The following is a 24352-nucleotide window of genomic DNA, read 5'->3' as shown; positions in this document are numbered from 1 at the left end:
CAGCCGTCGCCGACACGTACTCTGTGGGCGTGCGGACCCAACGGCAAGTGGTCGACTACGCGTTGCAGCGCCGAGCGCTGCTCGCGCAGGTCCACGCTGGCCGCGTCGGGGTGATGGAGGTCTGCGACGCCGATCCGTACCTGCTGCGGGCGGCGAAATTCCATGGTCAGCCGAGCGGGGTGACCTGCCCGGTGTGCCGGAAGGAACCGTTGACCCTGGTCTCCTGGGTCTTCGGCGACGCCCTCAAGCACGCGTCCGGAACGGCGCGGGCCCCCGAGGAGCTCGACCGGATGGCGGCCATGTTCGAGGAGTTCAACGTCTACGTCGTAGAGGTATGCCGCACATGTAATTGGAACCACCTGGTGCAGTCGTACGTCCTCGGGACAGATGGGTTGAACAACAGCCGGTCCCGGCGCAAGACTGCAGCGGAGTGACAGCGGTCGTGACCCCGAACACGATCGCGCGCCCGGTGCGGCGCAAACCCCGACGTGAACGCATCACACGGCGTCCGACGACGCCTGTCCTGGAGGCCCACTCGTGAACGACGAGCGTGACGACCCCACCCGAGGGCGCCACTCACGGCATCCGCACCCCGACGGTCGAGGCACGCCACCCCCGCCCCCCGGGCCCCCGCGCGCCGGCGACCAGGCGCGGCCCCCGCAGCGTCCGGCGTCCGGCCCGCCGCCGGGCCCGCCCGGTGCGGGCGGTCCGGCATGGCCGGGCGAGGAGCCGCGACCGGGCGGCCCCGGCCAGCGGCCGGCGCCGCCGAACCCGCCGGGCAACCGGTGGCCGGGTGCGGACCGCAGCTCGGAGGAAACGCAGCAGAACGCCCCGGTGCCACCGCCCGGCCAGCCCATGAAGTGGCCGGGCGAGGAGCCGCCGCAGGAGCAGACCGGCGCGTGGACGCCGTCGTTCGACGACGACGAAGACGACTCGTCGCTGGGCAAGCGGCTCAGCGGGGACTCCCGCGAACCGGACAACGGCGGCGGGCGCAAGCTCGACCTGCCGACCACGTACACCCCCGCGCCGCCGAACGCCGGACGGCAGGGGCCGCCACCGCCGCCGCCAGGCGCGCAGCAAGGTCGGCAAGGCCCACCGCCGCCCCCGCCGGGGCCGCCGCCAGGGCGGCCGCCGCAGCCGCCCGGTGAGCAGCCGACGCAGAACATCCCGCAGACTCCGGCGGGCGATCGCGACAGCGATCGACGCCGGGCCGGTGGTGCTGCCGCGGCGGGAGCTGCCGCAGGCGGGATCGCCGGGGCAGCCGCAGGCGCCGGGATGGCGGGCGCCGCAGGCGCCGCCGGTGCGGGCGCGGCCGGAGCCGGAGGCGCGGCCGGTGGAGCCGCCGGTGGGCCGAAGGGCGGTGCCGGTGGCGGCGGGGGCGTAGCCCCCGAGCCGCAGCTGCTCACGCACCAGGAGCAGGGGAACTACAACTACTACGCCGACGACGACTACGACGACCCGTACGGCGGGTACGACGGGAATGATCGGAATGGCGACGACTTCGACGATCGCGATTTCGGCGATCGCGACCGCGATGACCGGTACCGCGACGACGACCTCGACGCCGGCCCGGACGACATCCCGGACCCGGACGACGAGATGAGCGCCCGTCAAGCGAAGCGCAGTCGGCTCTGGCAGCGCGTCCGCCGGTCCTGCTACGTCGCCGCGGCGTTAGCCGTCCTGGTGCCGACCGCCGTGTTCATCTACGGCTACATCGCCTGGGAACCGCCGAGCGAGGCTGCGGTGATGAGCAAGACCCGGCCGATCGAGCTGAAGTACGCGGACGGTTCGCCGATGGGGCGCATCGAGCCGGACGGCTCGGCGGAGGTCGTGCACGACATCAGCGAGGTCTCGGTGGCGATGCAGAACGCCACCATGGCGGCCGAGGACGCCAGCTTCCGCACCAACCCCGGCTTCGACTTCAACGGCATCGTGCGGTCGGTCTACTACCTGGCGACCGGTTCCGGCGTCGGCGGTGGCTCCACGATCACCCAGCAGTTCCTCAAGCTGGACCAGGACCTCAAGAAGGACCCGACCTACATCCGCAAGATCAAAGAGGTCGTCCTGGCGTTCAAGCTGACGAACAACCAGAGCAAAGACAACATCATGCTCGCCTACATGAACACGGCCGACTACGGCCGCGGTGCGAACGGCATCACCGCCGCGGCGCGGGCCTACTACGGCAAGAAGCCGAGCGAGCTCAACGCAGCCGAGGCCGCCGTGCTCGCCGGTGTGGTGCAGACGCCCTACGGCAAGAACAGCAACGACCCGGGCCTGAACCCGGAGAAGGCCGAAAAGCGCTGGGACTACGTCGTCGGGCAGATGGCGGAGAACGGCTTCATCACCCAGGCCGAGCGGTCGTCCATGACGATGCCGCAGACCCTGCCGCGGTTGGAGTGGAAGACCAACAGCAGGTTGACGCCGGAGCAGGACGCCATCTACAAGGCCATCTTGACCGAGCTGGAGCCCAAGGGCCTGAGCGAGAGCGAGCTGTCCCGCGGCGGCTACGTGATCAAGACGACCATCGACCCGGACGCGCAGAAGAAGGCCGAGCAGGCCGTGCAGGACGTGATGGGCTCCCAGCCGAAGACGCTCCGCACCTCGCTGGTCGCGGTCGACCCGCAGAACGGTGAGATCCAGGCGTACTACGGATCCAAGCAGCAGAACGGTGACCTGGACTGGGCGAGCACGCCGCAGGAACCGGGTTCGTCGTTCAAGCCGTTCGCGGTGATCGCCGGCTTGGAGCGGGGCAAGGGCATCGGCGAGTACTACGACGGCAGCGGGGACCAGATCATCGCCGGCCACAAGTTCGACAACTCGCCCGGCGTGCACTGCGACGTTCCGACGCACTGCGGTGTCCGCGAGGCGATGACCAACTCGGTCAACACCGTGTTCGTGAACATGGCGGCCCAGTTCGGGCCGACGAAGGTGGCCGAGGCCGCCCACGCGGCGGGCATTCCGGATTCGACGAAGCTGCAAAGCCCCGGCGGGGCCGTCGAAGCCGGCATCGCGCTGGGCATGTACCAGGTGCTCCCGAAGGACATGGCGGCCTCGTACGGCTCGTTCGTCAACGGCGGCAACAAGGTTCCGGCGCACTTCGTGAAGGAGGCCATCAGCCCCGAGACCGGTGCGTTCGACCTCCAGATCCCGGAACCGGAGCCCGCTTTCGGCAGCGCGACGGAGAGCAAGGACATCGCCTACAACGTTTCGCAGTCGATGCTGAAGGTCGCCGAGCACTCGAAGGTCCCGCTGGCGGGCAACCGGCCGGTGGTGTCCAAGACGGGTACCCACCAGTGGCTCAGCACCACGAAGAACAAGAACGCGTGGATGATCGGCGCGGTCCCGCAGATCTCCACCGCGGTGGCGATGCAGAACGACGACGGCGGCCCGAAGCCGCTGGCCGACTCGTCCGGCGAAAGCTTCTACGGCGGTAACTGGCCTGCCAAGGTGTGGAAGAAGTTCATGGATTCCTACCTGCAGGGCAAGAAGGTCGAGGATTTCCCGAAGGGCGACACGATCGGGCAGTTCGCGGACGTCCCGCCGCCTCCGCCGCCGACCTCGGAGCAGCCGCCGCCGACGTCGGCGCCGCCGACCTCGCCGCAGACCCAGACCAGCGAGCCGGACGAGCCGACCACCAGCAAGGAGCGGCCCGGCGACTGCAGTTGGCTCGACCCGAACTGCGACGACAACGGTGGCGGTGGCGGTAATTCCGGCGACGGACCGCCGAACGTCGCACCGACCAGAACGAGATCGCACGGCTAGGAACTCGTCCATGGACTCGCTTTGCATAGCGGTGCGGGTGGCGGAATCTCAGATGCCGTCTGGACTGTGGGATCCCCGATTTGTGTATGACCAATACGCGGCGTCGGGGCTGTCCTCGCCAGACGACATCTGAGAACCCGCGGCGGTGCGAGTTGCGAGGGTGGGCTAAGCGGCTGCGCCGCTTCAAAGAAGGACACGGAGAAACTTCGGAGGAACTCGGAGGGGCACCCGCGAGACGGCGGGTGCCCCTCCGCGTTGTTCGGGCCCAAGTAGCATCCGGGCGTGTCCACCTCGAACGAGCCCGCCAGCACCGAACCGGCGCCGACCCCCGGCGAGCGCGCGAGCTCGGCGGTGGACAGCGATTCCCTCGATCCCGCCGACCGCGTCGCGCCGACCTGGACGGAGCCGCTGGCGCAGAAGCTCAGCCGGCCCTTCGGCGGCCGCCTCGGGCGGCACGCGCAGGTCGGGCGCCAGTGGTTCTGGACGCCGCTGCGGGTGATCCTGCTCCTCGCGGTGCTGGTGCTGGCCGCGGCCTGGTTGTTCAAGGCGCCCTGCCAGGTCACCTACGACACCGGCAGCGGGCCGCAGCTGGACTGGCGGAACAGCAAGCAGTACACCGCCATGTGCTACACCGACATCATCCCGCGCTACGGCATGGGCGATCTCGCGCCGGACGACGCGTTCCCGTACAAGACGGCCTGGCTGGAGAACGCCGGCACGCCGCAGGAGAAGGTCCGGTACATGGAGTACCCGGTGCTGACCGGCGTGTTCCAGTGGATCAACGCGCGGGCCGCGGACGGTTGGGCGACCCTGGCCGGCTACGGCTGGCTGCCGGCCGGCCTGACCAGCGTGCTGTACTTCAACATCTCGGCGTTCTGGCTGGCCGCGGCCTGGTTGGTGACGATCTGGGCGCTGGTGCTGCTGTGTCGCCGGCGGGTCTGGGACGCCGCGCTGGCCGCCGTGTCGCCGCTGGTCTTCGTGCACGCCTTCACCAATTTCGACGCCCTGGCCACGGCTTTCGGCACCGCCGGCCTGCTCGCGTGGGCGCGACGCAGGCCCGTGCTGGCCGGGGTGCTGATCGGGCTCGGCGGCGCGGCGAAGCTCTACCCGCTGTTCTTCCTCGGCCCGCTGCTGGTGCTGGCCTGGCGCGCCGGGAAGATGGCGGACGCGCTGCGCTCGGTGCTGGCCGCCGCGCTGGCCTGGCTGGTGGTCAACGTGCCGGTGCTCGTGCTGTACCCGGAGGGCTGGCGGGAGTTCTTCCGGCTCAACAACGAGCGCCCGGCCGACCCGGACTCGCTCTACAACGTGCTGATGTACTTCACCGGCTGGGCGGGTTTCGACGGCCCGCTGCGGGACGGCGCCACGCCGACGGTGCTGAACGCGGTCAGCCTCGCCCTGTTCCTGGTCGCCTGCCTCGGCATCGGGTGGCTGGCGCTGGCCGCGCCGACCCGGCCGCGGCTGGCGCAGCTGTGCTTCCTGGTGGTCGCGGCGTTCCTGCTGACCAACAAGGTGTGGAGCCCGCAGTACTCGCTCTGGCTGGTGCCGCTGGCGGTGCTGGCGATTCCGCGCTGGCGGCTGCTGCTGACCTGGATGATCGTCGACGCCGCAGTGTGGGCACCGCGGATGTACTACTACCTCGGCACCGGCAACAAGGGCCTGCCGGAGGGCTGGTTCCTGGGCGCGGTGGTGATCCGCGACGCGATGGTCGTCGCGCTGTGCGTGCTGGTCGTCATGGAGATCGTGCGGCCGGAGCGGGACAAGATCCGCGCGGCGCTCGCGATGCGAGGCGGGCGGGAGCCGGGCGCGATCGATGACCCGTGCGGCGGCTTCCTGGACGGCACACGAGACCGATTCGTGTTACCCGGTGTCGCCCGTTGGGGTAAGGAACGGCCCGGACAGGGGATGCGCACCTTAGCGTCGAGGCGGTGATCTTCCGCCGCTGATGGAGGTGCTTCGCTGATGGTCGGCCGACGATCCCTCACCCTGGTGCTCACCGCGGCGGCCGCGCTGGCCGCGCCCACCGCGCCCACCGCGACCGCGGCGGCCGAGACGCCGCCGGGTGCGCTGGAAGTCCGCCTGGGCGAGGAGACCTGCCACGACCTGTCGCCGCTCACCGCGACGTTCCCGTGGTTGAGGCCGTTCTTCCCCGGTGACCTGAGCGCGTCGCCGCTGGTCCGCTACGAGATCCGCCGCGCGGCGGACGGGCTCGCGCCGTTCGAGGTGACCGTCGGCGGCCTGGTTTCGGCGCAGGTCCCGCTGACCAACGAGAAGGCGACCGAGGTCGTGGTGACCTCCGGCGGGCAGGTCCTGGCGAACCGCACCTACCACGCCCGCTGCTGAACGACCCGCCGAAGAGAGGTGCCCGCCCGGGTCCCCCGCCGGGCGGGCACCGGCGCGTCCGGGGTAAGCCCGCGGGCGGACTGGGCGTCAGCCCGCGGTCGGATCCGGTTCAGGGGGATCTCGGGGTCGTTCCCTGACGCACCGCGGCGCCGCCTCGGCGAGCATTGAGGCATGACGACGTACCGCATGGCACTGTCCCGGCCGAGCGACAAGGCGATGATCGCGGGGGTGTGCGCCGGTCTGGCCGACCGGTTCGGGATGAAGCCGTTCACCGTCCGCCTGCTGTTCCTGCTGTCCTGCCTGCTGCCCGGCCCGCAATTCGTGGTCTACATCGTGCTCTGGGTCCTGATGCCGAAGCGCTGACCCCGTCGCGCGCTTGCGGTCAGGCGGCGATTTCGCGCGAAATCGCCGCTTAGGCGCGGCGGACGCACCAGGCCGTGACCAGCAGCGTGCTGGCGGCCAGGCTGAAGGCGGCGACGAGCGCGGACCGCACGAGCAGGGCAGCGCTCGTCGCGTCCGCGCTCAGCGCCAGCAGCAGCGGGAACGCCAGCGGAATCCACTTCGCCAGCAACGTGATCGCGAACAACGCCGCCGCCGCGATCACCGTGTACCCGATGCGGCGGACGACCAGCCCGGAGCACGGCAGGGCGACGGCGATGCCGAACGCGGCGCACGCGACGTGCGCCAGCAGGCCGATGCCGAGATCGCCCGGCGGGTGGTCGAGCCCGTGCGAGATCTCGGCCCAGGCAATGGAAAGCACCGCGAGCCCGATCGAGCAGCACAGCACCGCCAGCACGACGCTCGCCAGCATCCGGGCCATCGATCCGGCGTGCGCGCGGGTGACCGTGCGCTGGACGACGTCCTCCACGTCGACCAGCGCGATCGTCATCCAGCCCGCCACGACCAGCAATCCCGCCGCGGTCACCGCGAAGCCGGGCAGCGCCGGGCCGTCGTTGTTGCTGTAGAAGATGGCCAGCAACGCGATATAGAGCAGCACCGGCGGCAGGTAGCGCTGCGAGTGGCCGAGGATGGCCAGCTGGTAGCGGATCAGCGGGATCACCGCGCGGCCACCGAGAGCACCGCGCAACCCTGCTGGATCGCTTTGAGCAGCAAGGATTCCCGAGCTTCCACGGTCACCACCAGCGTCACGTCCAGATGTCCCGGCCGCACCGCCTGCACGCCGGGCTGCGCCGCCCAGTCGACGGATTCGCCGTCGCGCAACACGATCCGGCAAGTCTCGACCTCGGCTTCGAGCGGTTCGAGGCGCCCGTCGGCGAGCCGGTGCGAGCGGGTGGCCAGCGCCTGCACCGCTCCCGGCCGGTGGTCGGTGAACACGACGGCCGTGCCTGCCGCCGAGACCTCGCCGATCACCTCGGTGAGCACGCCGCGCGCGTCGGGATCCAGGCCCGACCACGGTTCGTCCAGCACCAGGAGCTCGGGATCGCACAGCAGCGCCTGCGCGACCCCGACCTTCTGCGCATTGCCCTTCGACAGGTCGCGCAGCGGGGTGTCCGGGCCGCCGGCGAGCGCGAAGCGCTCGAGCCAGCCGTCGGCCCGGACGGTTGCCTCCACAGTGGACAGTCCGCCGATCCGGCCCAGGTGGCGGAGGTAGGCGCGGGCGCTCATCCGTTGCCGAGCGGGAAACCGGTCCGGCACGTACCCGATGCGCGGCCGACCGCTGACGGTGCCGCCGGAAGGCCGGGAGACCCCGGCGAGGATCCGCAGCAGCGTCGACTTCCCGGACCCGTTGGCGCCCAAGATCCCGACGGCCGCACCGGTCGGCACGTCGAGGTCAACGCCCCGGAGCACCGACCGGGCCCCATGGCGCTTGGTGACGCCCGAAAGCTCCCGCACCACCACGTCAGATCCCCTCGCAAGTCGTCACTCCGGTGCACGGACACCCCGGAGTGACGCAATTTCAATGGAAATCAGAGATTCGATTTCCATTGAGCGTTCTTCATCCTGGTCGGCCCGCAGCCGCGGGCCGCAACGCCGCACGTCGGTGGGGTGTCGCATGCGCCGCAGGCGCATAGCCCACCGCCGCAACTTGCACCGCCGCGGGTTCACCGTGCCCACCCCTCCGGGGTTCTCCCGGCGAGGACGGCCCCTCCGCCGTGTATTGGACATACATCAGGAGGGGCACCCACAGTCCAGGGAGCCTCTGAGGTTCCGCTACCCGCACCGCCACGCACAACGAGGTTGGAAGAACTCAATGAAATTGCGGCGGTCAGCGGCGGGCGTGGGCGTCGAGGACGTAGGCGATGGCCGAGGTGACCTTGGCCGCGAAGGCCAGGTGCAGCGACTCGTCCGGCACGTGCGCGTTGCTGTCCGGGCCGAGCGCGCCGGTCACCACGAACTGCGCGTCCGGGTAGGCGTTGTGCAGCAGGCCCATGAACGGGATCGAGCCGCCGAGGCCCATCGTCCGCCAGCTCGCGCCGAACACCTCGTCGCTCGCCTGGTCCAGCGCCGCCGCCAGCCACGGAGCGAGGTCGGGCGCGTTCCAGCCCAGCCCGGTCTCGGCGTGCCCGAAGGTCACCTTCGCGCCGTAGGGCACGTCGGTGGTCAGCCGCTCCTGGACCGCGCGGATCGCGGCCTCGGGGTCGGCGGTCGGCGGCAGCCGGAAGCTCAGCAGCAGCGTCGTGAAGGGCCGCAGCACGTTGCCCGCGTCCGCGGGCTTCGGCAGCCCGTCGGCGCCGATCACCGAGAGCGTCGGCCGCCAGGTGCTGTTCAGCGCGAGCTCGACCTCGTCCTCGTCGACCGGCCGCAACCCCTCCGGCCACGGCACGACGTTGCGCACCAGGCCGGGCACGGCCTCGATCGCGGCACGCACCTCGGCGACCCGGTTCTCCGGGATCTGCACGTTCAGCTCGGGCACCAGGACCTCGCCGGTCGTGGAGTCCTCCAGCCGGTCCAGCAGCTCCCGCAGCACCCGGAACGAGCTGGGCGCGATGCCGCTGGCGATGCCGGAGTGCAGGCCGCTGTCGAGCACCTGCACCTTGACCTCGAGCTGCACCATGCCGCGCAGCGAGTTCGTCAGCCACAGCCGTTCGTAGTCGCCGGCCCCGGAGTCCAGGCACACCACCAGCGACACGGCGCCGAGCCGGTCGGACAGGTGCTCCAGGTAGGCGGGCAGGTCGGGGCTGCCGGACTCCTCGCCGGTCTCCAGCAGCACCACGCAGCGCGCGTGCGCGCCGCCGTGCGCGCGGACCGCCTCGATGGCGGTGATCGCCGCGTACCCGGCGTAGCCGTCGTCGGCGGAGCCGCGGCCGTACAGCCGGCCGTCGCGGACCACCGGCGTCCACGGCCCGAGGCCCTCGGACCAGCCGCCGACCGGCGGCTGCTTGTCGAGGTGGCCGTAGAGCAGCACCGTCTCGTCGGGCGCGCCCTCGCTGGCCGGGATGTCCACCAGGAGCAGCGGGGTGCGTTCCGGCAGCCGCACGACCTCGATGTTCGCGCCGGCGATGTTCCGCGCCGCGATCCACGCCCGCAGGTGCTCGATGGCGGCGTCGAGATGCCCGGAGGTGACCCACTCGGAGTCGAAGGAGGGCGAGATCGCCGGGATCTTCACCAGCTCGGAGAGGCTCGGCAGGACGGATTCGTCCCACGCCTGGTCAACGGTCTTGGCTACGGCTGCACGATCCACACAGCGATCCTATGCCCGCGCCGGCGGAACCGTCCGCAATGGCCGGAACTGCTCAAATGCGGCTTCCGAGGTGGCGTTCCAGCGAAAACGCGTCCTCGGGCGTCAGCTGCCGCCTCCCGCGGTCGCGGCGGTGGTGGCCGCGATGGCTCCGGCGCTGATCGCCGCGGTCGCGGCCGCGACCGCGGCCTCCACGGCCTTGCCGAGCTGCTCGCCCTTGCTGATCTCCTTCAGCCGCTTGCGCTCCGCCCGCTCCAGCCCGAGCGACCGGACCAGGTTGGTCGCGTGCACCATCGCCGCGAGCAGCGCCCGGCGGTTGTCCAGCGCGATCTCGTCGCGGGCGACCGCGCGCAGTTCGGCGATCAGCGCCTGCCGCGCCCCGGGGTCGGGGAAGTACTTGTCGTACGGGATGAACAGCACCGACTTCTCCTCGCGGCGCATCAGGCCCCGTTCGGCGAGGGCGGCGCAGTGCACCTTGCGCGCGCTCTTGCGGTGCTGGATGAAGCTGTGCGCGGCCACCGGCTTGTTCGCCGGCCCCGCCTTCTTGACCAGGTATGCCATGCAGTCGTCGAGCCAGCCGATGCCGCTCGGGCTCGCGTCGAGCACCTGGATCTTCTTCCGGACGAAGTCGATCCGGTGCTGCAGCACGAGCTCGCCGAGTTCCGCTGCGCCGGCGTAGTCGGACATCGAGTAGTACGAGCCGTTGTCCTTCTGGAGCAGCAGCGCGAACTCTTCGGGCAGGGTCAGCGTGGTCATGCCGCCCAGTCTCGCAGCGAATCGCGGCCGACGCGGCCGAATCGGACCGGCTAGACGCGGCCCATCGCCGCCAGGAAGCGCATCGCCAGCGGTTCGGCCGGCACGACCTCCTCGGCCTCGAAGCGGGCCACCTCGGCTTCCGGCACCCCGGCCGCCTCGGCGAGCTCGGCGGGCGTCCAGCCCTGTTCCTGGCGGACTACGCGCACCAGCCGCACCAGGTCTTCGGTGTCGTGCGGGTGCTCAGCGGGCTCGGCCATGGAAACGCTCCCTGCGTCCGGGATCCGGTCCTTTCCCAACATAGCCAGCCGAGCGGATCAGCCGCCCGTCGCCACGATGATCGCCGGGACCGCCGTGATCGCCGCCAGCGCCGCCGAGACCGCCGCGCTGACGGCGTCGCCCAGGTCCTCGGTCTCGGCGATCGACTTCAGCCGGTTCCGCTGCGCGCGGTCGAAGTCGAGCAGGTACACCAGCCCGCTGCGGTAGGTCACCGCGCTGAGCAGCGCCAACCGCTCGTCGACCGGCCGCCGGCCGGCGGCCAGCTCGTGCAGCTCGGCGAGCAGCGCGCCGCGGATACCGCGATCCGGGTGGTAGCGGTCGTCCGGCAGCACGCCCAGGAACTTCCGCCGCTCGCGGCGCAGGATCCCGTGCTCGACCAGCACCTGGCGATGCGTCGCGAACGTGCCGGTGCGCCCCGCCAGCCACCAGCTCAGGTCGATCGGCCGGTTCGGCCGGCCGGCTCGTTGCCGGAAGTCCTCGAACAGCCGGTCCATCCACGGCAGCCCGCTCGAACCGGAGTCGACCAGGCGCACCGCCGTGCCGGTCAGCTCGACGCGGCCCCGCAGGACCAGCTCGCCGATCTCGGCCGCGGCGGTCGCCGTGTTCGGGTTCGCGCTGACGAAGTAGGTGCCGTTGTCCTTGTGCAACAGCAGGACGAACTCGTCGGGCAGTGCGAGCGGGTTGGGGAACTCGGCCACGGGTCCAGTTTGTCCTATTTTTGCCGCCGGAGACACCGGCGTCGCAATATCGGTACCGCGATGGTCCGGAAGGCATTAGTCGGACCTCCATTACTTCGATGACCTGCGGATTTGCCTTTTCCGGCGGCGAACTACGGTGATCACGCGGGAGGACGCCGACCGGGCCGCGGTCGTGCTGAATCCCTGTGGCAGGGCTCACGAAAAGGGCCGGTTTCGTGCCAGGATGACGGGGAGCGATCCAACCGCTCCGACCGGAACGCCAGGCGATCCACCAGATCACCTGCGGTTTCGACCGGGGCAGTCGGGCCACGCCGCCACAAGCGGGTGGGCCGGCGCGACACGAGGAGATCACGCATGTCCCCCGAGCAATGGACGCGACCCGAGACCGAAGGCACCACCGGCCCCCCTGCCGCTGTCGCAGCGAAACCCACACGGGAGCAGGTGATCGCCGGTTTGCGCGCCACGAGCGAAGGTGGAGCTGACCTGGTTCAGCTACTCACCCCAGAAGGTCAGCGGGTCGAACACCCGGACTTCGACATCGACGTCTCCGACGCGCAGCTGCGCGACCTGTACCGGGACATGGTGCTGGTGCGCCGCGCCGACCGGGAGGGCAACGCCCTGCAGCGGCAGGGCCAACTGGGCATCTGGGTGCCGTTGCTCGGCCAGGAAGCCGCCCAGATCGGGGCCGGCCGGGCGCTGCAGCCGCAGGACATGGCCTTCCCCAGCTACCGCGAGCACGGCGTCGCCTGGTGCCGCGGCATCGATCCGACCGACCTGCTGGGCATCTTCCGCGGCACCGACCACGGCAGCTGGGACCCGGTCGACACCCGGTTCCACCTGTACACGATCGTCATCGGCAACCAGTGCCTGAACGCCACCGGCTACGCGATGGGCCAGCGCTTCGACGGCAAGGTCGGCGAGCCCGACGGCGAGGCCACCATGGTCTTCTTCGGTGACGGCGCCACCAGCCAGGGCGACGTGCACGAGGCGATGGTGTGGTCGGCCGTCTACGACGCGCCGGTGGTCTTCTTCTGCCAGAACAACCAGTGGGCGATCTCCGAGCCGCTGGAGCGCCAGACCCGCGTGCCGCTCTACCGGCGCGCCAGCGGGTACGGCTTCCCCGGCATCCGGGTGGACGGCAACGACGTGCTGGCCAGCCTCGCGGTCAGCAAGTGGGCGCTGGACGAGTGCCGCCAGGGCAACGGCCCGGTGCTGATCGAGGCGTTCACCTACCGGATGGACGCGCACACCACCTCCGACGACCCGACCCGGTACCGGCTGGCCGACGAGCACGAGGCCTGGAAGCTCAAGGACCCGATCGAACGGCTGCGCGTGCACCTGGTCCGCGAGCAGATCGCCGACCAGGGCTTCTTCGACGGCGTCGACGCCGAGGCCGACGAGCTCGCCGCCCGGCTGCGCGACTTCTGCTTCAACATGCCCGAACCGCCACCCGAACGGATGTTCTCCGAGGTCTACGCCGAGGAAACCCCGCAGCTGGCCGCCCAGCGCGAGGACTACCTGCAGTACCTGGCCGGATTCGCCGACGAGGCGATGGCAGGAGGTGTGCGCTGATGGCCGCGCCCGCGTTGGAACGCCCGACCGCCACGGCGGGGACCCAGACCGTCACGATCGCCAAGGCGCTGAACATGGGCCTGCGCGCGTCGCTGGAACGCGACCCGAAGGTCCTGGTGATGGGCGAGGACGTCGGCAAGCTCGGCGGCGTCTTCCGGATCACCGACGGCCTGCAGAAGGACTTCGGCGAGCACCGCGTGCTGGACACCCCGCTGGCCGAGTCCGGGATCATCGGCGCCGCCATCGGGCTGGCCATCCGCGGCTACCGCCCGGTGTGCGAGATCCAGTTCGACGGCTTCATCTTCCCCGGCTTCGACCAGATCGTCTCCCAGCTGGCCAAGCTGCACTTCCGCAGCCAGGGCAAGCTGAAGATGCCGGTCGTGGTGCGGGTGCCCTTCGGCGGCGGCATCGGCGCCGTCGAGCACCACTCGGAGTCGCCGGAATCGCTGTTCGCGCACATCGGGGGCCTGAAGGTGGTGTCCTGCTCGAACCCGGTGGACGCCTACTGGATGCTGCAGCAGGCCATCGAGTGCGACGACCCGGTGCTGTTCTTCGAGCCGAAGCGCCGCTACTACGAGAAGGCGGAGCTCGACCCGAGCACGCCGCCGATCCCGCTGTTCAGCTCGCGCGTGGCGCGCGCCGGTTCGGCGGTGACCGTGGCGGCGTACGGGCCGATGGTCCGCACCTGCCTCGACGCGGCGGCCGCGGCGGCCGAGGACGGGCTGGAGCTGGAGGTCATCGACCTGCGCACGCTGTCGCCGCTGGACCTGGACCCGGTGTTCGAGTCGGTGCGCCGCACCGGCCGGCTGGTGCTGGTCAGCGAGGCTCCGGCGGAGGCCTCGATCACCTCGGAGATCGCCACCAGGGTCCAGCAGGAGTGCTTCTACTCGCTGGAGGCCCCGGTGCTGCGCGCGACGGGCTTCGACACGCCCTACCCGCCGAGCAAGCTGGAGGAGGGCTTCCTGCCCGACCTCGACCGGGTACTCGACGCGGTCGACCGTTCGCTGGCGTACTGAAAACGGCCCGTCTTTCCGAACTCGTGCCGCACTGCGGTGCCGTCTGGACTCGGTCCTCCGCAAGTTCCATTGAAATCGAAGGTTCGATTTCAATGGAACTTGCGGACCCTGGCGCCAAGCACAGGCTGAGAACCCGCGGCGGTGCGAGTTGCGAGAGCGGGCCAAGCGGCTTCGCCGCTTCAAGGACAAAATCAAGACCGAGTTCGCCAACAGGCTCTGAAGGAGTCGTTCGATGGCACTGAAGCACTTCCCGCTGCCCGACGTCGGCGAGGGGCTGACCGAAGCGGAAATCCTCGGCTGGCGCGTCCAGCCCGGTGACGTCGTCACCGTCAACCAGGTGATCGTCGAGATCGAGACGGCCAAGGCGTCCGTCGAGCTGCCCTGCCCGTGGGCCGGCACGGTCCGCGAGCTGCTCGTCGAGCCGGGGCAGACCGTCGAGGTCGGGTCGCCGATCATCGCGATCGACCTCGAGGGCTCGGCCGGTGGAGCCGCCCCCGCCGAGGGGGCTGGCAAGATCGGTGAGGAGTCCAACGGCCGCATCGCCACGCTGGTCGGCTACGGCCCGCGGACGGCGAGCGCGAAGCGCCGCCCGCGCAAGGGCCGGGTGCCCGCCGCCGCGGCGGTCGTGGAGGTTCCGGTGCCCGAACCGGTCACGGTGGTTCCGGTGGCGCAGCAGGGCGGCTACGTGCCGCTGGCGAAGCCACCGGTGCGCAAGCTGGCCAAGGACCTCGGCGTGGACCTGACCGCGCTCAGCGGGTCCGGGTCCGGCGGCGTGATCACCCGCGAGGACGTGCAGTCCGCCGCGGGCGGCGCGACCGTCGGGCTGCCCGCGGCGGCCGAAGCGCCGGCCGGGCGGGAGCGGCGGGTGCCGATCAAGGGCGTCCGCAAGGCGACCGCGCAGGCGATGGTGGACAGCGCGTTCACCGCCCCGCACGTCACCGAGTTCCTCACCATCGACGTCACGCCGATGATGGAGCTGCGGGAACGCCTGAAGTCGCACCCGGAGTTCCGCGGCGTCAAGGTCACGCCGCTGGCGTTCGCGGCGAAGGCCGTGTGCCTCGCGGCCCGCCGGACCCCGGACGTCAACGCCACCTGGGACGGGGCGGCCGGCGAGATCGTCTACAAGGACTACGTGCACCTGGGCATCGCGGCGGCCACGCCGCGCGGCCTGGTGGTGCCCAAGGTCCGCGACGCCGACCGGATGTCCCTGAAGGAGCTGGCGGAGGCGCTGGAGCGGCTCGCCACGACCGCGCGGGAGGGCAAGACGACCCCGGCGGAGATGGTGGGCGGCACGATCACCATCACCAACGTCGGCGTGTTCGGCGTCGACACCGGGACGCCGATCCTCAACCCGGGCGAGTCCGCGATCCTCGCGCTCGGCGCGATCCGCGACATGCCGTGGGTGGTGGACGGCCAGGTGGTGCCCCGGAAGGTCTGCCAGCTGGCGCTGAGCTTCGACCACCGGGTGGTCGACGGCCAGCAGGGCTCCCAGTTCCTCGCGGACGTCGGAGCGCTCCTGGCCGACCCGAGCATGGCCATCACGTACTGATCCGCACCGAGGAGGCGCCTTCCACCGGCAGCACCGGTGGAAGGCGCCTCCTCACGCGCGCTTGAAGGTGCGGGTGCCTTCGGCCGGCGTCCAGTGCCGGATGACCAGGTGGGTCTGGTCGTCGGAGAGGCCGGTGGTGGTCACCTCGGTGAGGTCCAGGCGGAAGAGGTGCGAGTCCTCGCCCGGCGGCTTGACCTCCTCGACCCAGGCCCGCAGCTCGTCGCCGGTGACCTCGACCACCCGGCCGGCGATCTTCACGTCCGGGGTCGCCATCGAACCGTCGCCGGGGTTGGCGTGCAGCGCGAACCGCTGATCCCGACGCAGGTCCAGGGCCTTCTTGGCGCCGGGCATCGAGCCCATCGTGAGGTCCGGGCCGCGCCAGCCGACCTCCGTGCCGCTGACCCGCGGCGAACCGTCCCGGCGCAGCGTGGCCAGCACGTGGTGCTTGGCCGCCTCCAGCCGCGCCCGGACGCTCACCGCCAGCTCGGGTGCCTGTTCCGCGAATTCCTGCCACGACGTCATGCGCGCCATCGTGGCAGGCGGCACCGACACCGCGCGTCTCGTGAGTGCTTTGGAGTGCCACAGCACCCCAACGAGTCACGAGGCGAACGGCCTGCTCACCTCGTCGTGCGAGGCGAACAGGCCGTTCGCAGCAAAACCGGAATCGGGTCAGTCGCCCTTGCGGCGCCGCCCGCCGCGCCGGGATCCGCCGCCCGCCGATGCCGACGCCGCCACCGGCTCGGCAGCCTCCGCGGACTCGTCCGCCGACGACTTCTGCTCGTCGTACTCGCGGAGGAAGTCGAACGCGTGCTTGTCGAAGTCGTGGACGTCGATCTCGGGCAGCTCGCCGAGCTCGTTGTTCAGTTCCCGGAAGATCGGTGTCTCCAGGTCAGGGGTGGTCTTCTTCACCGCTTCGCCCTCCCGTTCACTCTCGAAGCTGTGGCCGGGCCGCCGCGCGCGACGTCGTCGCCCACCGCGTCCCGTTCCGAGCCCTCCCCGCGGAGCTCGCCCGGCGCAGCCGGACACCGCAAGGTGCCCGTCCCACGTCGGTGTGACGCGCGCCGGGGCGGATGATGACTCCACCGCCGACGACATTCATCCATTCGGACCAGTCCCATGGTGCACTTGCCGCGTGGCGCCGATGCACGGGCCCACGAAATGGTGCACCGCCCCTGTTCAACCCGCGCACGCTTTGTGCAATTCCGCACCGTGGCGAGCGCCACTCCGCGAACCCGGGCGAACCATGGCGAACCGAGCTTTCCAGGTGGGCCGCTAGCGGAGCTGGCCGAGGATCTGGCTGTGGGTGCCCCACAGCACCTGGAGGTCCTGCTTCCGCATGTTCTCGAACGAGTCGTCCCCGCCGATGAAGATCGGGACCGCGTTCCCGACGCACTCGTCGAAGGCCAGCGGGAGCTGCCCCGGGTACTCCGCCGCCCACTCGCCGAGATGCCGCTCGCCGAGGTCCTTGATGTCGACGAGCACGTCGTCGTGGAACCGGGAGAAGGCGACGGGGAACGGGCTCACCTCGCCGGTGTTGGGGTTGAGCAGCAGGATGTGCGGATCGTCGGGCGTCCCGGACCCGGTGTCGATGGCCCACTGCTGCCCGAGCCAGTCGAAGCCGAAGCAGGCCACCCGCCCGTCCAGCTCGGGGAACGCGTCCACGACGTAGCCGTCGATCACCGCCGCATTAGCCGGGGTGTGCACCCGGTACAGCCCGTCGTCGAAGGTGCTGCCGCCGAGCTGCGAGAACAGCGGCGCGAGGACGGGGTGGACGGAGCCGGGAACCTCCTGCCCGCCGCCGGAGGCGGTGAGCCGGTACGCGTGGAGGAACTGTTCGAACATGCCGCGATGCTGTCACCGCCGAACGGCCGACGGAGCGGCTTTCGAAGATCGGGCCGCCGCGGGAACCCGCGACGGCCCGGCGGGCTCAGGCGATGTGCTTGCCGGAGATGGCCCGTGCCACCACCAGCTGCTGGATCTGCTCGGTGCCCTCGAAGATGTCGTAGATCTTGGCGTCGCGGTGCATCCGCTCCACCGGGAACTCCCGGGTGTAGCCGTTGCCGCCGAGGATCTGGATCGCCCGCTCCGTCGCCCAGGTGGCCACCCGGCCCGCCTTGAGCTTCGACATCGAGCCCTCGCCCGCGGTGAACCCGCCGTTGCGGCCCAGCCACGCCGCCCGCCACACCAGCAGCCGCGCCGCGTCGATCTCCATCCGCATGTCGGCCAGCGTGAACGCGATCGACTGGTTCTCGATGATGGGCCGCCCGAAGGTCTCCCGTTGCTGCGCGTACTCCAGGGCGGTCTCGTAGGCCGCCCGCGCGATGCCGATGGCCTGCGCGCCGACGGTCGGGCGGGACAGCTCGAAGGTCTTCATCGCCGCCTGCGAGCTGGCCTTGCCGCCCTCGCGGGCGCGGGCCAGGCGCTCGTCCAGCTTTTCCTTGCCGCCCAGCAGGCAGCTGCCCGGCACCCGCACGTCGTCCAGGAACACGTCGGCGGTGTGCGAGGCGCGCAGCCCGTGCTTGCGGATCTTGCTCGGCGCCTCCAGGCCCTTGGTGCCCGGCGGCACCACGAACGCGGCCTGGCCGCGGGAGCCCAGCTCCGGGTCGACGACCGCCTGCACGACGTGCACGTTCGCGATCCCGCCGTTGGTGGCCCACGCCTTCTGGCCGTTGAGCACCCACTCGTCGGTGGCCTCGTCGTAGACCGCGCGGGTGCGCATCGCCGCGACATCGGAACCGGCCCCGGGCTCCGACGAGCAGAACGCCGCGACCTTCGGGTCGTCCGCGTCGCCGTAGCACTGCGGCACCCACTCGGCGAGCTGGTCGGGCGTGCCCGCGGCGAAGATCCCGGCGACCGCGAGGGTGGTGCCGAAGATCGCCATGCCGATCCCGCCGTCGCCCCAGAACAGCTCCTCGTTGGCGATCGGCAGCGACAGGCCGGTGTCGTCGGCCCAGAACGTGGCCAGCGTTTCGAAGCCGTAGAGCCCGATCTTGGCGGCCTCCTGGATGATCGGCCAGGGGGTTTCCTCGCGCTCGTCCCATTCCCGCGCGGCCGGCCGGATGGTCTGCTCGGCGAAGCCGTGCACCCAGTCGCGCAGCTCCTGCTGTTCCTCGCTCAGTTCCAGGGAGAAAGTCATCGCCGTCCTGTCGGTTTGGTTCGGCCCCGGCTCTGGTTCTTCGTCCTCGCAACCGGCACCGCCGCCCGTACTGCCGCGCGGTGCGAGCCTCAGGCCTTGGGGATCTGGAAGAGTTTCGTCAGCCCGGCCGCGAAGCCGAGGTCGCCTGCGACCTTGAGTTTGCCCTTCATGAACAGCATGGGCGCCGAGGCGTTGCCGGAGGCCAGCTTCAGGAAATCCGCCGGGGGCGTCGTGATCGTCACCCGCGGTTCGTGCTGCGGATCCTTGCTGACGGTGCACTGGCCGTCGGCCAGCACGCATTCGTAGCGCAGCAGGTCGTCCTCGGTACCGATCCGCCACCGAACCACGGCCTCGATCGAGCCGGCCTTCTCGGTCTTGTAGTGCTCGCCCATCCGCCGGAACACCTCGTCGAGGATGCGTTCGCGCAGCTCGGGACGTTCCATCACGGCTTCGATCTGGGCGTCGGAGGCGCGCGAGATCAGCCGCGCGAACTGCTCCGGCCGCAGTGCGCTCAGGTCGACCGGGGTGCCGCTGCCGGCGATCTCGGAGGCGGCTTCGAGCAGCGCGACGAACTCTTCCTTGCCGACCTTCTTGGGGTCGACCTCGCCGAGGGCCGCGATCGGATCGGTCTCGGGTTGGGGCATCGGTGCCACCTCCATTACCTACTCGTGAGTAAGACTACGTTCGAGTAGGTTCGAAGGCAAGCGGGCGCAGCGGATCGGATCTGATCTAGCCTGACCGGAAAAGACCAGCGTAAGAGGTGAGATGGTCGATCGTCAGGACAACGGCCGCGCCCGGTCGCGGCGCCTGCCGCGGGCGGTTCGCGAGCGGCAGATCCTGGACGCCGCGGTCGAGGTGTTCGCCACGCACGGCTTCCACACCGCGTCGATGGACGAGATCTCCGAGGTCGCGGGCATCTCCAAGCCGATGCTCTACGCCTACCTCGGCGCCAAGGACGAGTTGTTCGTGGCCTGCATCCGGCGGGAGGCGGCCCGGCTGATCGAGGAGATCAGCACGGCCGTCGAAGCCGGGCTCAGCCCGGACGAGCAGCTGTGGCGCGGCCTGCAGGTGTTCTTCGAGTACGTGCACCGCAACCAGGCGGGCTGGACCGTGCTGCACCGGCAGGCGAACCTGCAGGGCGAGCCGTTCGTCTCGGAGCTGGTGGAGTGGCGGGAGCGGGCGACCAGCCTGATCGCGGCGCTGCTGGCGCAGGCGACCGCGGGATCGGCGCAGCCGATGCAGGCGGAGCAGACCGAGCCGTTCGCGGTGGCCCTGGTCGGGGCCGGCGAGTCGCTGGTGGAGTGGTGGTTCCAGCATCCCGAGCACACCGCCGAGGGGATGGCGATGCGCCTGATGAACATGGTCTGGATGGGCTTCGGTGACCTCGTCGAAGGCCGCTCCTGGACCCCGAGCCCCTAGCGGACCGCAATTTCAATGGAAATCGGACCTTCGATTTCCATTGAAATTGCGGGAGTTCTCCACAGGCACTGGGAGTTCTCCACAGGTGTCGGTGTGTCGTGGTCCCGACACGCCGGAGGAGGGCAGTTTCAATTCAAACTGTGGTCACCTCGCCTCAGCGGACCTCGCCGAGCAGGTGGGGTTTGCCGGAGCGGGCGTGGAGGGCGAAGTTCCAGCCCTCGTCCTGCCTGTCCATCGTGAAGTCCACTGTGGATGGAAGTAGTAGCGGCTTGCGGAACTCGACGTCCACCGAGTACGCGTCCGGCAGCCGCTCCGCGAACGCCGCCAGGCAGCGGGCCTTCGACCACATGCCGTGCGCGATCGCCCGCCGGAACCCGAAAGCCCTGGCCGTCAGGGGATGCAGGTGGATCGGGTTGCGGTCCCCGGAGACCGCCGCGTACCGCCGCCCGGTGTCGCCCGGCACCCGCCAGGTCGCCGTCGGCTCCCCCGGCGTGCCCGGCTCCGACGCCGCTGCTGGCTGCCCTGACGCCTCGTCGTGCTCGGGCGTCGCCTCGCCTGGCTGCTGCGTCGCCTCGTCGCGGTCCGGCGCGCCGCCGCGCCGGAGGTAGGTGCTGGTCTCCCGCCACACCACCTCGCCGCCCGCGCTGGTCTCGGTGATGACGTCGAACTGCCGCCCCTTCGGGTGCGGGCGCAGGTCGGCCACCCGGACCCGCTGCGTCAGCACGTCGGTGACCAGCAGCGGGCGTTCCTGGCGGATCGTGTTGGCCACGTGCACCAGCCCGACCAGCGGGAACGGGAACCCCGGATCGGTCATCAGCCGCACCGACAGCGGGAACGACAGCACGTGCGGGTAGGTGATCGGGAGCTCGTCGCGCAGCCCGAACCCGCATACCCGGTTGTACTCGGCGAGCCGATCGCGGTCGATCTCGATGTCGCGCCGCAGGTACTCGGTGTCCGGCAGGCCGTCGCCGCGCCGGGCCGGCCCGGTCGCGACCGCCTTGAGGTACAGCGCGGAAAGCTTCGGTGCAGTGCTCAGTTCCGGCATCGCGGGTTTCCGTTCCGTCGAGGGGGTCGTGAGCGCGAGAACCGGTTCTCACCGGCATTCGGGCTCACGCCTGGTTCGGGGATCAGGCGCCGAGGAGGCTCTGGCCGCAGACCCGGACCACGTTGCCGTTCACCCCGGCCGACGCCGGGTCGGCGAACCAGGCGATGGTCTCCGCGACGTCCACCGGCAGCCCGCCCTGGGACATGCTGTTCATCCGGCGGCCCGCCTCGCGCACGAACAGCGGGACGGCCGCCGTCATCTTGGTCTCGATGAAGCCCGGCGCGACCGCGTTGATGGTGGCCCCGCGGCTCGCCGCGATCCCGGCGGTGGATCGCACGTGCCCGATCACGCCGGCCTTGGACGCCGCGTAGTTGCCCTGCCCGACGTTGCCCGCGATGCCGCTGATCGAGGCGACGCCGATGATCCGCCCACCGGGTCGCAGCGGGGAGCCGTCGGCGAGCAGCAGTTCGTTGATCCGCTCCTGCGCGGTCAGGTTCACCGCGAGCACCGCGTCCCACTGCTGCGACGTCATCCGGCCGATCGTCTTGTCCCGCGTGATGCCGGCGTTGTGCACCACGATGTCCAGTCCGCCGTGGCGCTGCGCGAAGTGATCCGCGATCCGGTTGGGCGCGTCGTCGGCGGTGATGTCCAGCTGCAGCGTCGAGCCGCCGATGCGGTTGGCGACCTTGGCGAGGTCGCCGCTCTGCGCGGGCACGTCCAGGCACACCACGTGCGCACCGTCGCGCGCGAGGGTCTCCGCGATGGCCTCGCCGATGCCCCGCGATGCGCCGGTGACCAGGGCGATCTTGTCGCGCAGCGGGCTTTCCCGGTCGGCCTCCGGCACCTCCGCCGGGCCGACCCGGACCACCTGCCCGGAGACGTACGCGGACTTCGACGAGAGCAGGAACCGCAGCGTCGAGTCGAGCGCATCCTCTGCTCCCCTGGCGACGTAGACCAGCTGCGCGGTCGCGCCGCGCTTGAGCTCCTTGCCCGCTGTGCGGACGAAGCCTTCGAGAGCGCGCTGCGCGGTGTGCGCGCGTGGGTCCTGCTGCTCTTCGGGCGGTGCGCCGAGCACGATCACCCGGCCGCAGCGGTCGGTCTGGCGGATCGCCGGGCCGAAGAACTCGCGCAGCTCGCGCAGTTGTTCACTGCTCTCGATGCCGGTCGCGTCGAAGATCAGCGCCGAGTAGCGCTCGCCTTCGGCCGGGGTCTGGTGGACCTTGGTGTGAACGTCCTCGATCGTCGCCGCGATCGCGTCGCCGAGCCGCCCGCCGGGCGCGGCGCCGACCAGCACTGGGCCGCTGACCACGGGATCGCCGGGGCGGTAGCGGCGCAGCGGCGTCGGCGCGGGCAGGCCGAGCCGCTTGACGACCTGCCGTCCGATCGGGGACAGGGTGAACTGCTGGTACCGGTCGGCCATGTGGACACTCCCGCGGGTTGGGGCGCGAAGTTCGCTCGACGTCAAACCTACCCGCGGGTAGGTTAGGTTGCCAGAGAGCATCGCATCAACTAGGGAGTCAGGCCATGGCCACCGTTCGGCGAGTAGCGATCATCGGCGGCAACCGGATTCCGTTCGCCCGGTCCGGCGGCCCCTACGCCCGCGCCTCCAACCAGGACATGCTCACCGCGGCCGTGGACGGGCTGATCGCGCGGTTCGGGCTGCAGGGCGAGCGGCTCGGCGAGTTCGTCGCCGGGGCGGTGCTGAAGCACAGCCGCGACTTCAACCTGGCGCGCGAGACCGTGCTGGGCTCCCGGCTCGACCCGCGCACCCCCGCCCACGACGTGCAGATGGCCTGCGCGACCGGGCTGGAGAGCGTGGTGTCGGTGGCGAACAAGATCGCCCTCGGGCAGCTCGACGCCGGCATCGCCGGCGGCGTCGACTCGGCCAGCGACGCGCCGATCGCGGTCAACGAGGACCTGCGCCGCGTCCTGCTGCGGGCCGACCACGCCAAGTCCGCGGCCGGCCGGCTGAAGGCGCTGGCCGGCGTCCGGCCGCAGCACGTCGTGCCGGAGATCCCGCGCAACGCCGAACCTCGCACCGGGCTTTCGATGGGCGAGCACGCGGCGAAGACCGCGCTGGCCTGGGGGATCGGCCGCGAGGAGCAGGACGAGTTGGCCGCGCGCAGCCACCAGCGGCTCGCCGCCGCCTACGACCGCGGCTTCTTCGACGACCTGATCACGTCGTTCCAGGGCCAGGCCCGCGACCAGAACCTGCGGCCGGACAGCTCGGCGGAGAAGCTCGCCAAGCTCAAGCCGGTGTTCGGCCGCGGCGAGGGCGCGACCATGACCGCGGGCAACTCGACGCCGCTGACCGACGGCGCGTCCACCGTGCTGCTGGCCAGCGAGGAGTGGGCCGAGCAGCGGCGGCTGCCGGTGCTGGCCTACCTCGGCGAGGTGGTGTCCGGCGCGGTCGACCACGTCAGCGGCGACGACGGCCTGCTGATGGCCCCGGCCTACGCGGTGCCGAAGCTGCTCGACCGGACGGGCCTGGAGCTGGGCGACTTCGACTTCTACGAGGTGCACGAGGCGTTCGCCTCGCAGGTGCTGGCGACCCTGAAGGCCTGGCAGGACCCGGAGTTCTGCAAGGACCGGCTCGGCCTGGCCGAGCCGCTGGGCGAGATCGACCCGGCGAAGCTCAACGTCAACGGCTCGTCCCTGGCGGCGGGCCACCCGTTCGCGGCAACGGGCGGCCGGATCGTGGCGACCCTGGCGAAGCTGCTCGCGGAGAAGGGCTCGGGCCGGGGCCTGATCTCCATCTGCGCGGCGGGCGGCCAGGGCATGACGGCAATCCTCGAACGCTGACCCGCCGGTTCCCGCCAGAAGGCTCAACGCAGCGACGAGAGCGGTGGGGATTCCAGTTTTAGGCAAAATTGGAATCCCTCGCTGGCCCCGGAAGGGGCGCGGGTGCTCGGCGCTGGAGCGGTGGGGATTCCAGTTTTAGGCAAAATTGGAATCCCCACCGGGTTGGCGTGGCCGCTGGGGGATGCCGAGTTCAGGGGCGTGGCCGAATGGCTCCGGGCATGCGCGCTCCGCGCCTGACGACAGTGGCGGTTTCGCGCAGTGATGATGTGGGTGGTGATCGTCCGGGGCGTCTGACTCGGTTTCGCGCTGACGCCTGTGGGTTGTCTTGGTTTCGATCTGTC

General features: G+C 70.8%; 23 protein-coding genes. 10 read left to right on the top strand and 13 right to left on the bottom strand.

Going from position 1 to position 24352, the window contains the following annotated elements; translation table 11 throughout:
* The first annotated feature begins 29 nt into the window (after nt 1-29).
* From AC07EQ_RS42010 to AC07EQ_RS41990, 5 genes are all read left to right on the top strand, one after another.
* Nucleotides 30-434 (top strand): DUF5318 domain-containing protein, encoded by a 405-nt coding sequence (locus tag AC07EQ_RS42010; protein ID WP_478393365.1) that lies wholly within the window; start codon nt 30-32, stop codon nt 432-434.
* Between the two features lie 103 nt (nt 435-537).
* Entirely contained in the window at nt 538-3762 is a 3225-nt protein-coding gene (locus AC07EQ_RS42005) for a transglycosylase domain-containing protein (RefSeq protein WP_478393364.1), read from the top strand.
* A gap of 282 nt (nt 3763-4044) precedes the next feature.
* A complete protein-coding gene (locus AC07EQ_RS42000; RefSeq protein ID WP_478393363.1) occupies nt 4045-5691 on the top strand; it encodes a glycosyltransferase family 87 protein in 1647 nt (548 codons plus the stop codon).
* Nucleotides 5692-5721: 30 nt separating this feature from the next.
* Nucleotides 5722-6102 (top strand): hypothetical protein, encoded by a 381-nt coding sequence (locus tag AC07EQ_RS41995; protein WP_478393362.1) that lies wholly within the window; start codon nt 5722-5724, stop codon nt 6100-6102.
* A 171-nt stretch (nt 6103-6273) separates the two neighbouring features.
* Nucleotides 6274-6465, top strand: a complete 192-nt coding sequence (locus tag AC07EQ_RS41990; protein ID WP_478393361.1) for a PspC domain-containing protein — start codon at nt 6274-6276, stop codon at nt 6463-6465.
* A gap of 49 nt (nt 6466-6514) precedes the next feature.
* Here AC07EQ_RS41990 and AC07EQ_RS41985 read toward each other — a convergent pair whose 3' ends face one another.
* The 6 genes from AC07EQ_RS41985 to AC07EQ_RS41960 form a co-directional block, all read right to left on the bottom strand.
* Complete coding sequence (locus AC07EQ_RS41985; protein WP_478393360.1) at nt 6515-7162, bottom strand: hypothetical protein; 648 nt, start codon at nt 7160-7162, stop codon at nt 6515-6517.
* A complete protein-coding gene (locus tag AC07EQ_RS41980; protein ID WP_478393371.1) occupies nt 7159-7956 on the bottom strand; it encodes an ABC transporter ATP-binding protein in 798 nt (265 codons plus the stop codon). Before AC07EQ_RS41980 ends, AC07EQ_RS41985 begins: the two co-directional genes overlap by 4 nt.
* Before the next feature lie 373 nt (nt 7957-8329).
* On the bottom strand, nt 8330-9745 hold the full coding sequence (locus tag AC07EQ_RS41975; protein WP_478393359.1) for a M20/M25/M40 family metallo-hydrolase: 1416 nt from the start codon (nt 9743-9745) through the stop codon (nt 8330-8332).
* 102 nt (nt 9746-9847) lie between these two features.
* Nucleotides 9848-10498, bottom strand: coding sequence for a GOLPH3/VPS74 family protein (locus AC07EQ_RS41970; RefSeq protein ID WP_478393358.1), 651 nt, complete (start codon nt 10496-10498; stop codon nt 9848-9850).
* Nucleotides 10499-10548: 50 nt separating this feature from the next.
* Nucleotides 10549-10755 (bottom strand): helix-turn-helix domain-containing protein, encoded by a 207-nt coding sequence (locus AC07EQ_RS41965; RefSeq protein ID WP_478393357.1) that lies wholly within the window; start codon nt 10753-10755, stop codon nt 10549-10551.
* 57 nt (nt 10756-10812) lie between these two features.
* Nucleotides 10813-11472, bottom strand: a complete 660-nt coding sequence (locus AC07EQ_RS41960; RefSeq protein WP_478393356.1) for a GOLPH3/VPS74 family protein — start codon at nt 11470-11472, stop codon at nt 10813-10815.
* Between the two features lie 354 nt (nt 11473-11826).
* Here AC07EQ_RS41960 and pdhA point away from each other — a divergent pair, with 354 nt between their 5' ends.
* The 3 genes from pdhA (at nt 11827) to AC07EQ_RS41945 (ending at nt 15609) form a co-directional block, all read left to right on the top strand.
* Complete coding sequence (pdhA, locus tag AC07EQ_RS41955; RefSeq protein ID WP_358311671.1) at nt 11827-13044, top strand: pyruvate dehydrogenase (acetyl-transferring) E1 component subunit alpha; 1218 nt, start codon at nt 11827-11829, stop codon at nt 13042-13044.
* Entirely contained in the window at nt 13044-14060 is a 1017-nt protein-coding gene (locus AC07EQ_RS41950; protein ID WP_478393355.1) for an alpha-ketoacid dehydrogenase subunit beta, read from the top strand. Before pdhA ends, AC07EQ_RS41950 begins: the two co-directional genes overlap by 1 nt.
* 232 nt (nt 14061-14292) lie before the next feature.
* Nucleotides 14293-15609, top strand: a complete 1317-nt coding sequence (locus AC07EQ_RS41945) for a dihydrolipoamide acetyltransferase family protein (RefSeq protein WP_478393354.1) — start codon at nt 14293-14295, stop codon at nt 15607-15609.
* Between the two features lie 51 nt (nt 15610-15660).
* On the opposite strand, the gene AC07EQ_RS41940 is transcribed toward AC07EQ_RS41945, so the two are convergent.
* The 5 genes from AC07EQ_RS41940 to AC07EQ_RS41920 all read right to left on the bottom strand — a co-directional run bounded on the left by AC07EQ_RS41940 (nt 15661) and on the right by AC07EQ_RS41920 (nt 19389).
* Complete coding sequence (locus AC07EQ_RS41940; protein WP_478393353.1) at nt 15661-16131, bottom strand: pyridoxamine 5'-phosphate oxidase family protein; 471 nt, start codon at nt 16129-16131, stop codon at nt 15661-15663.
* A gap of 147 nt (nt 16132-16278) precedes the next feature.
* Entirely contained in the window at nt 16279-16518 is a 240-nt protein-coding gene (locus AC07EQ_RS41935; protein ID WP_478393352.1) for a hypothetical protein, read from the bottom strand.
* A 363-nt stretch (nt 16519-16881) separates the two neighbouring features.
* Entirely contained in the window at nt 16882-17451 is a 570-nt protein-coding gene (locus AC07EQ_RS41930) for a hypothetical protein (protein WP_478393351.1), read from the bottom strand.
* A gap of 85 nt (nt 17452-17536) precedes the next feature.
* Nucleotides 17537-18745: an acyl-CoA dehydrogenase family protein gene (locus AC07EQ_RS41925; protein ID WP_358391143.1), complete on the bottom strand. Its 1209-nt coding sequence runs from the start codon at nt 18743-18745 to the stop codon at nt 17537-17539.
* Nucleotides 18746-18834: 89 nt separating this feature from the next.
* The gene (locus AC07EQ_RS41920) at nt 18835-19389 is read right to left on the bottom strand and encodes an SCP2 sterol-binding domain-containing protein (protein ID WP_478393350.1); all 555 of its coding nucleotides are present in this window, start codon (nt 19387-19389) and stop codon (nt 18835-18837) included.
* 121 nt (nt 19390-19510) lie between these two features.
* On the opposite strand from AC07EQ_RS41920, the gene AC07EQ_RS41915 reads away from it, so the two are divergent.
* The gene (locus AC07EQ_RS41915) at nt 19511-20164 is read left to right on the top strand and encodes a TetR/AcrR family transcriptional regulator (RefSeq protein ID WP_478393349.1); all 654 of its coding nucleotides are present in this window, start codon (nt 19511-19513) and stop codon (nt 20162-20164) included.
* A 154-nt stretch (nt 20165-20318) separates the two neighbouring features.
* Here AC07EQ_RS41915 and AC07EQ_RS41910 read toward each other — a convergent pair whose 3' ends face one another.
* Both AC07EQ_RS41910 and AC07EQ_RS41905 read right to left on the bottom strand, forming a co-directional pair.
* The gene (locus AC07EQ_RS41910; protein WP_478393348.1) at nt 20319-21209 is read right to left on the bottom strand and encodes a MaoC/PaaZ C-terminal domain-containing protein; all 891 of its coding nucleotides are present in this window, start codon (nt 21207-21209) and stop codon (nt 20319-20321) included.
* A gap of 82 nt (nt 21210-21291) precedes the next feature.
* Complete coding sequence (locus AC07EQ_RS41905) at nt 21292-22629, bottom strand: 3-oxoacyl-ACP reductase (RefSeq protein WP_478393347.1); 1338 nt, start codon at nt 22627-22629, stop codon at nt 21292-21294.
* Nucleotides 22630-22733: 104 nt separating this feature from the next.
* Between AC07EQ_RS41905 and AC07EQ_RS41900 the strand changes: the two genes are divergently transcribed.
* Nucleotides 22734-24011, top strand: a complete 1278-nt coding sequence (locus tag AC07EQ_RS41900) for an acetyl-CoA C-acetyltransferase (RefSeq protein WP_478393346.1) — start codon at nt 22734-22736, stop codon at nt 24009-24011.
* The last annotated feature ends 341 nt before the right edge of the window (nt 24012-24352 follow it).

Source organism: Saccharopolyspora sp. NPDC045839 (assembly GCF_056431645.1).
The sequence above is the reverse complement of the archived record's forward strand: the minus strand, read 5'-3'. Positions and strand labels throughout refer to the sequence as shown.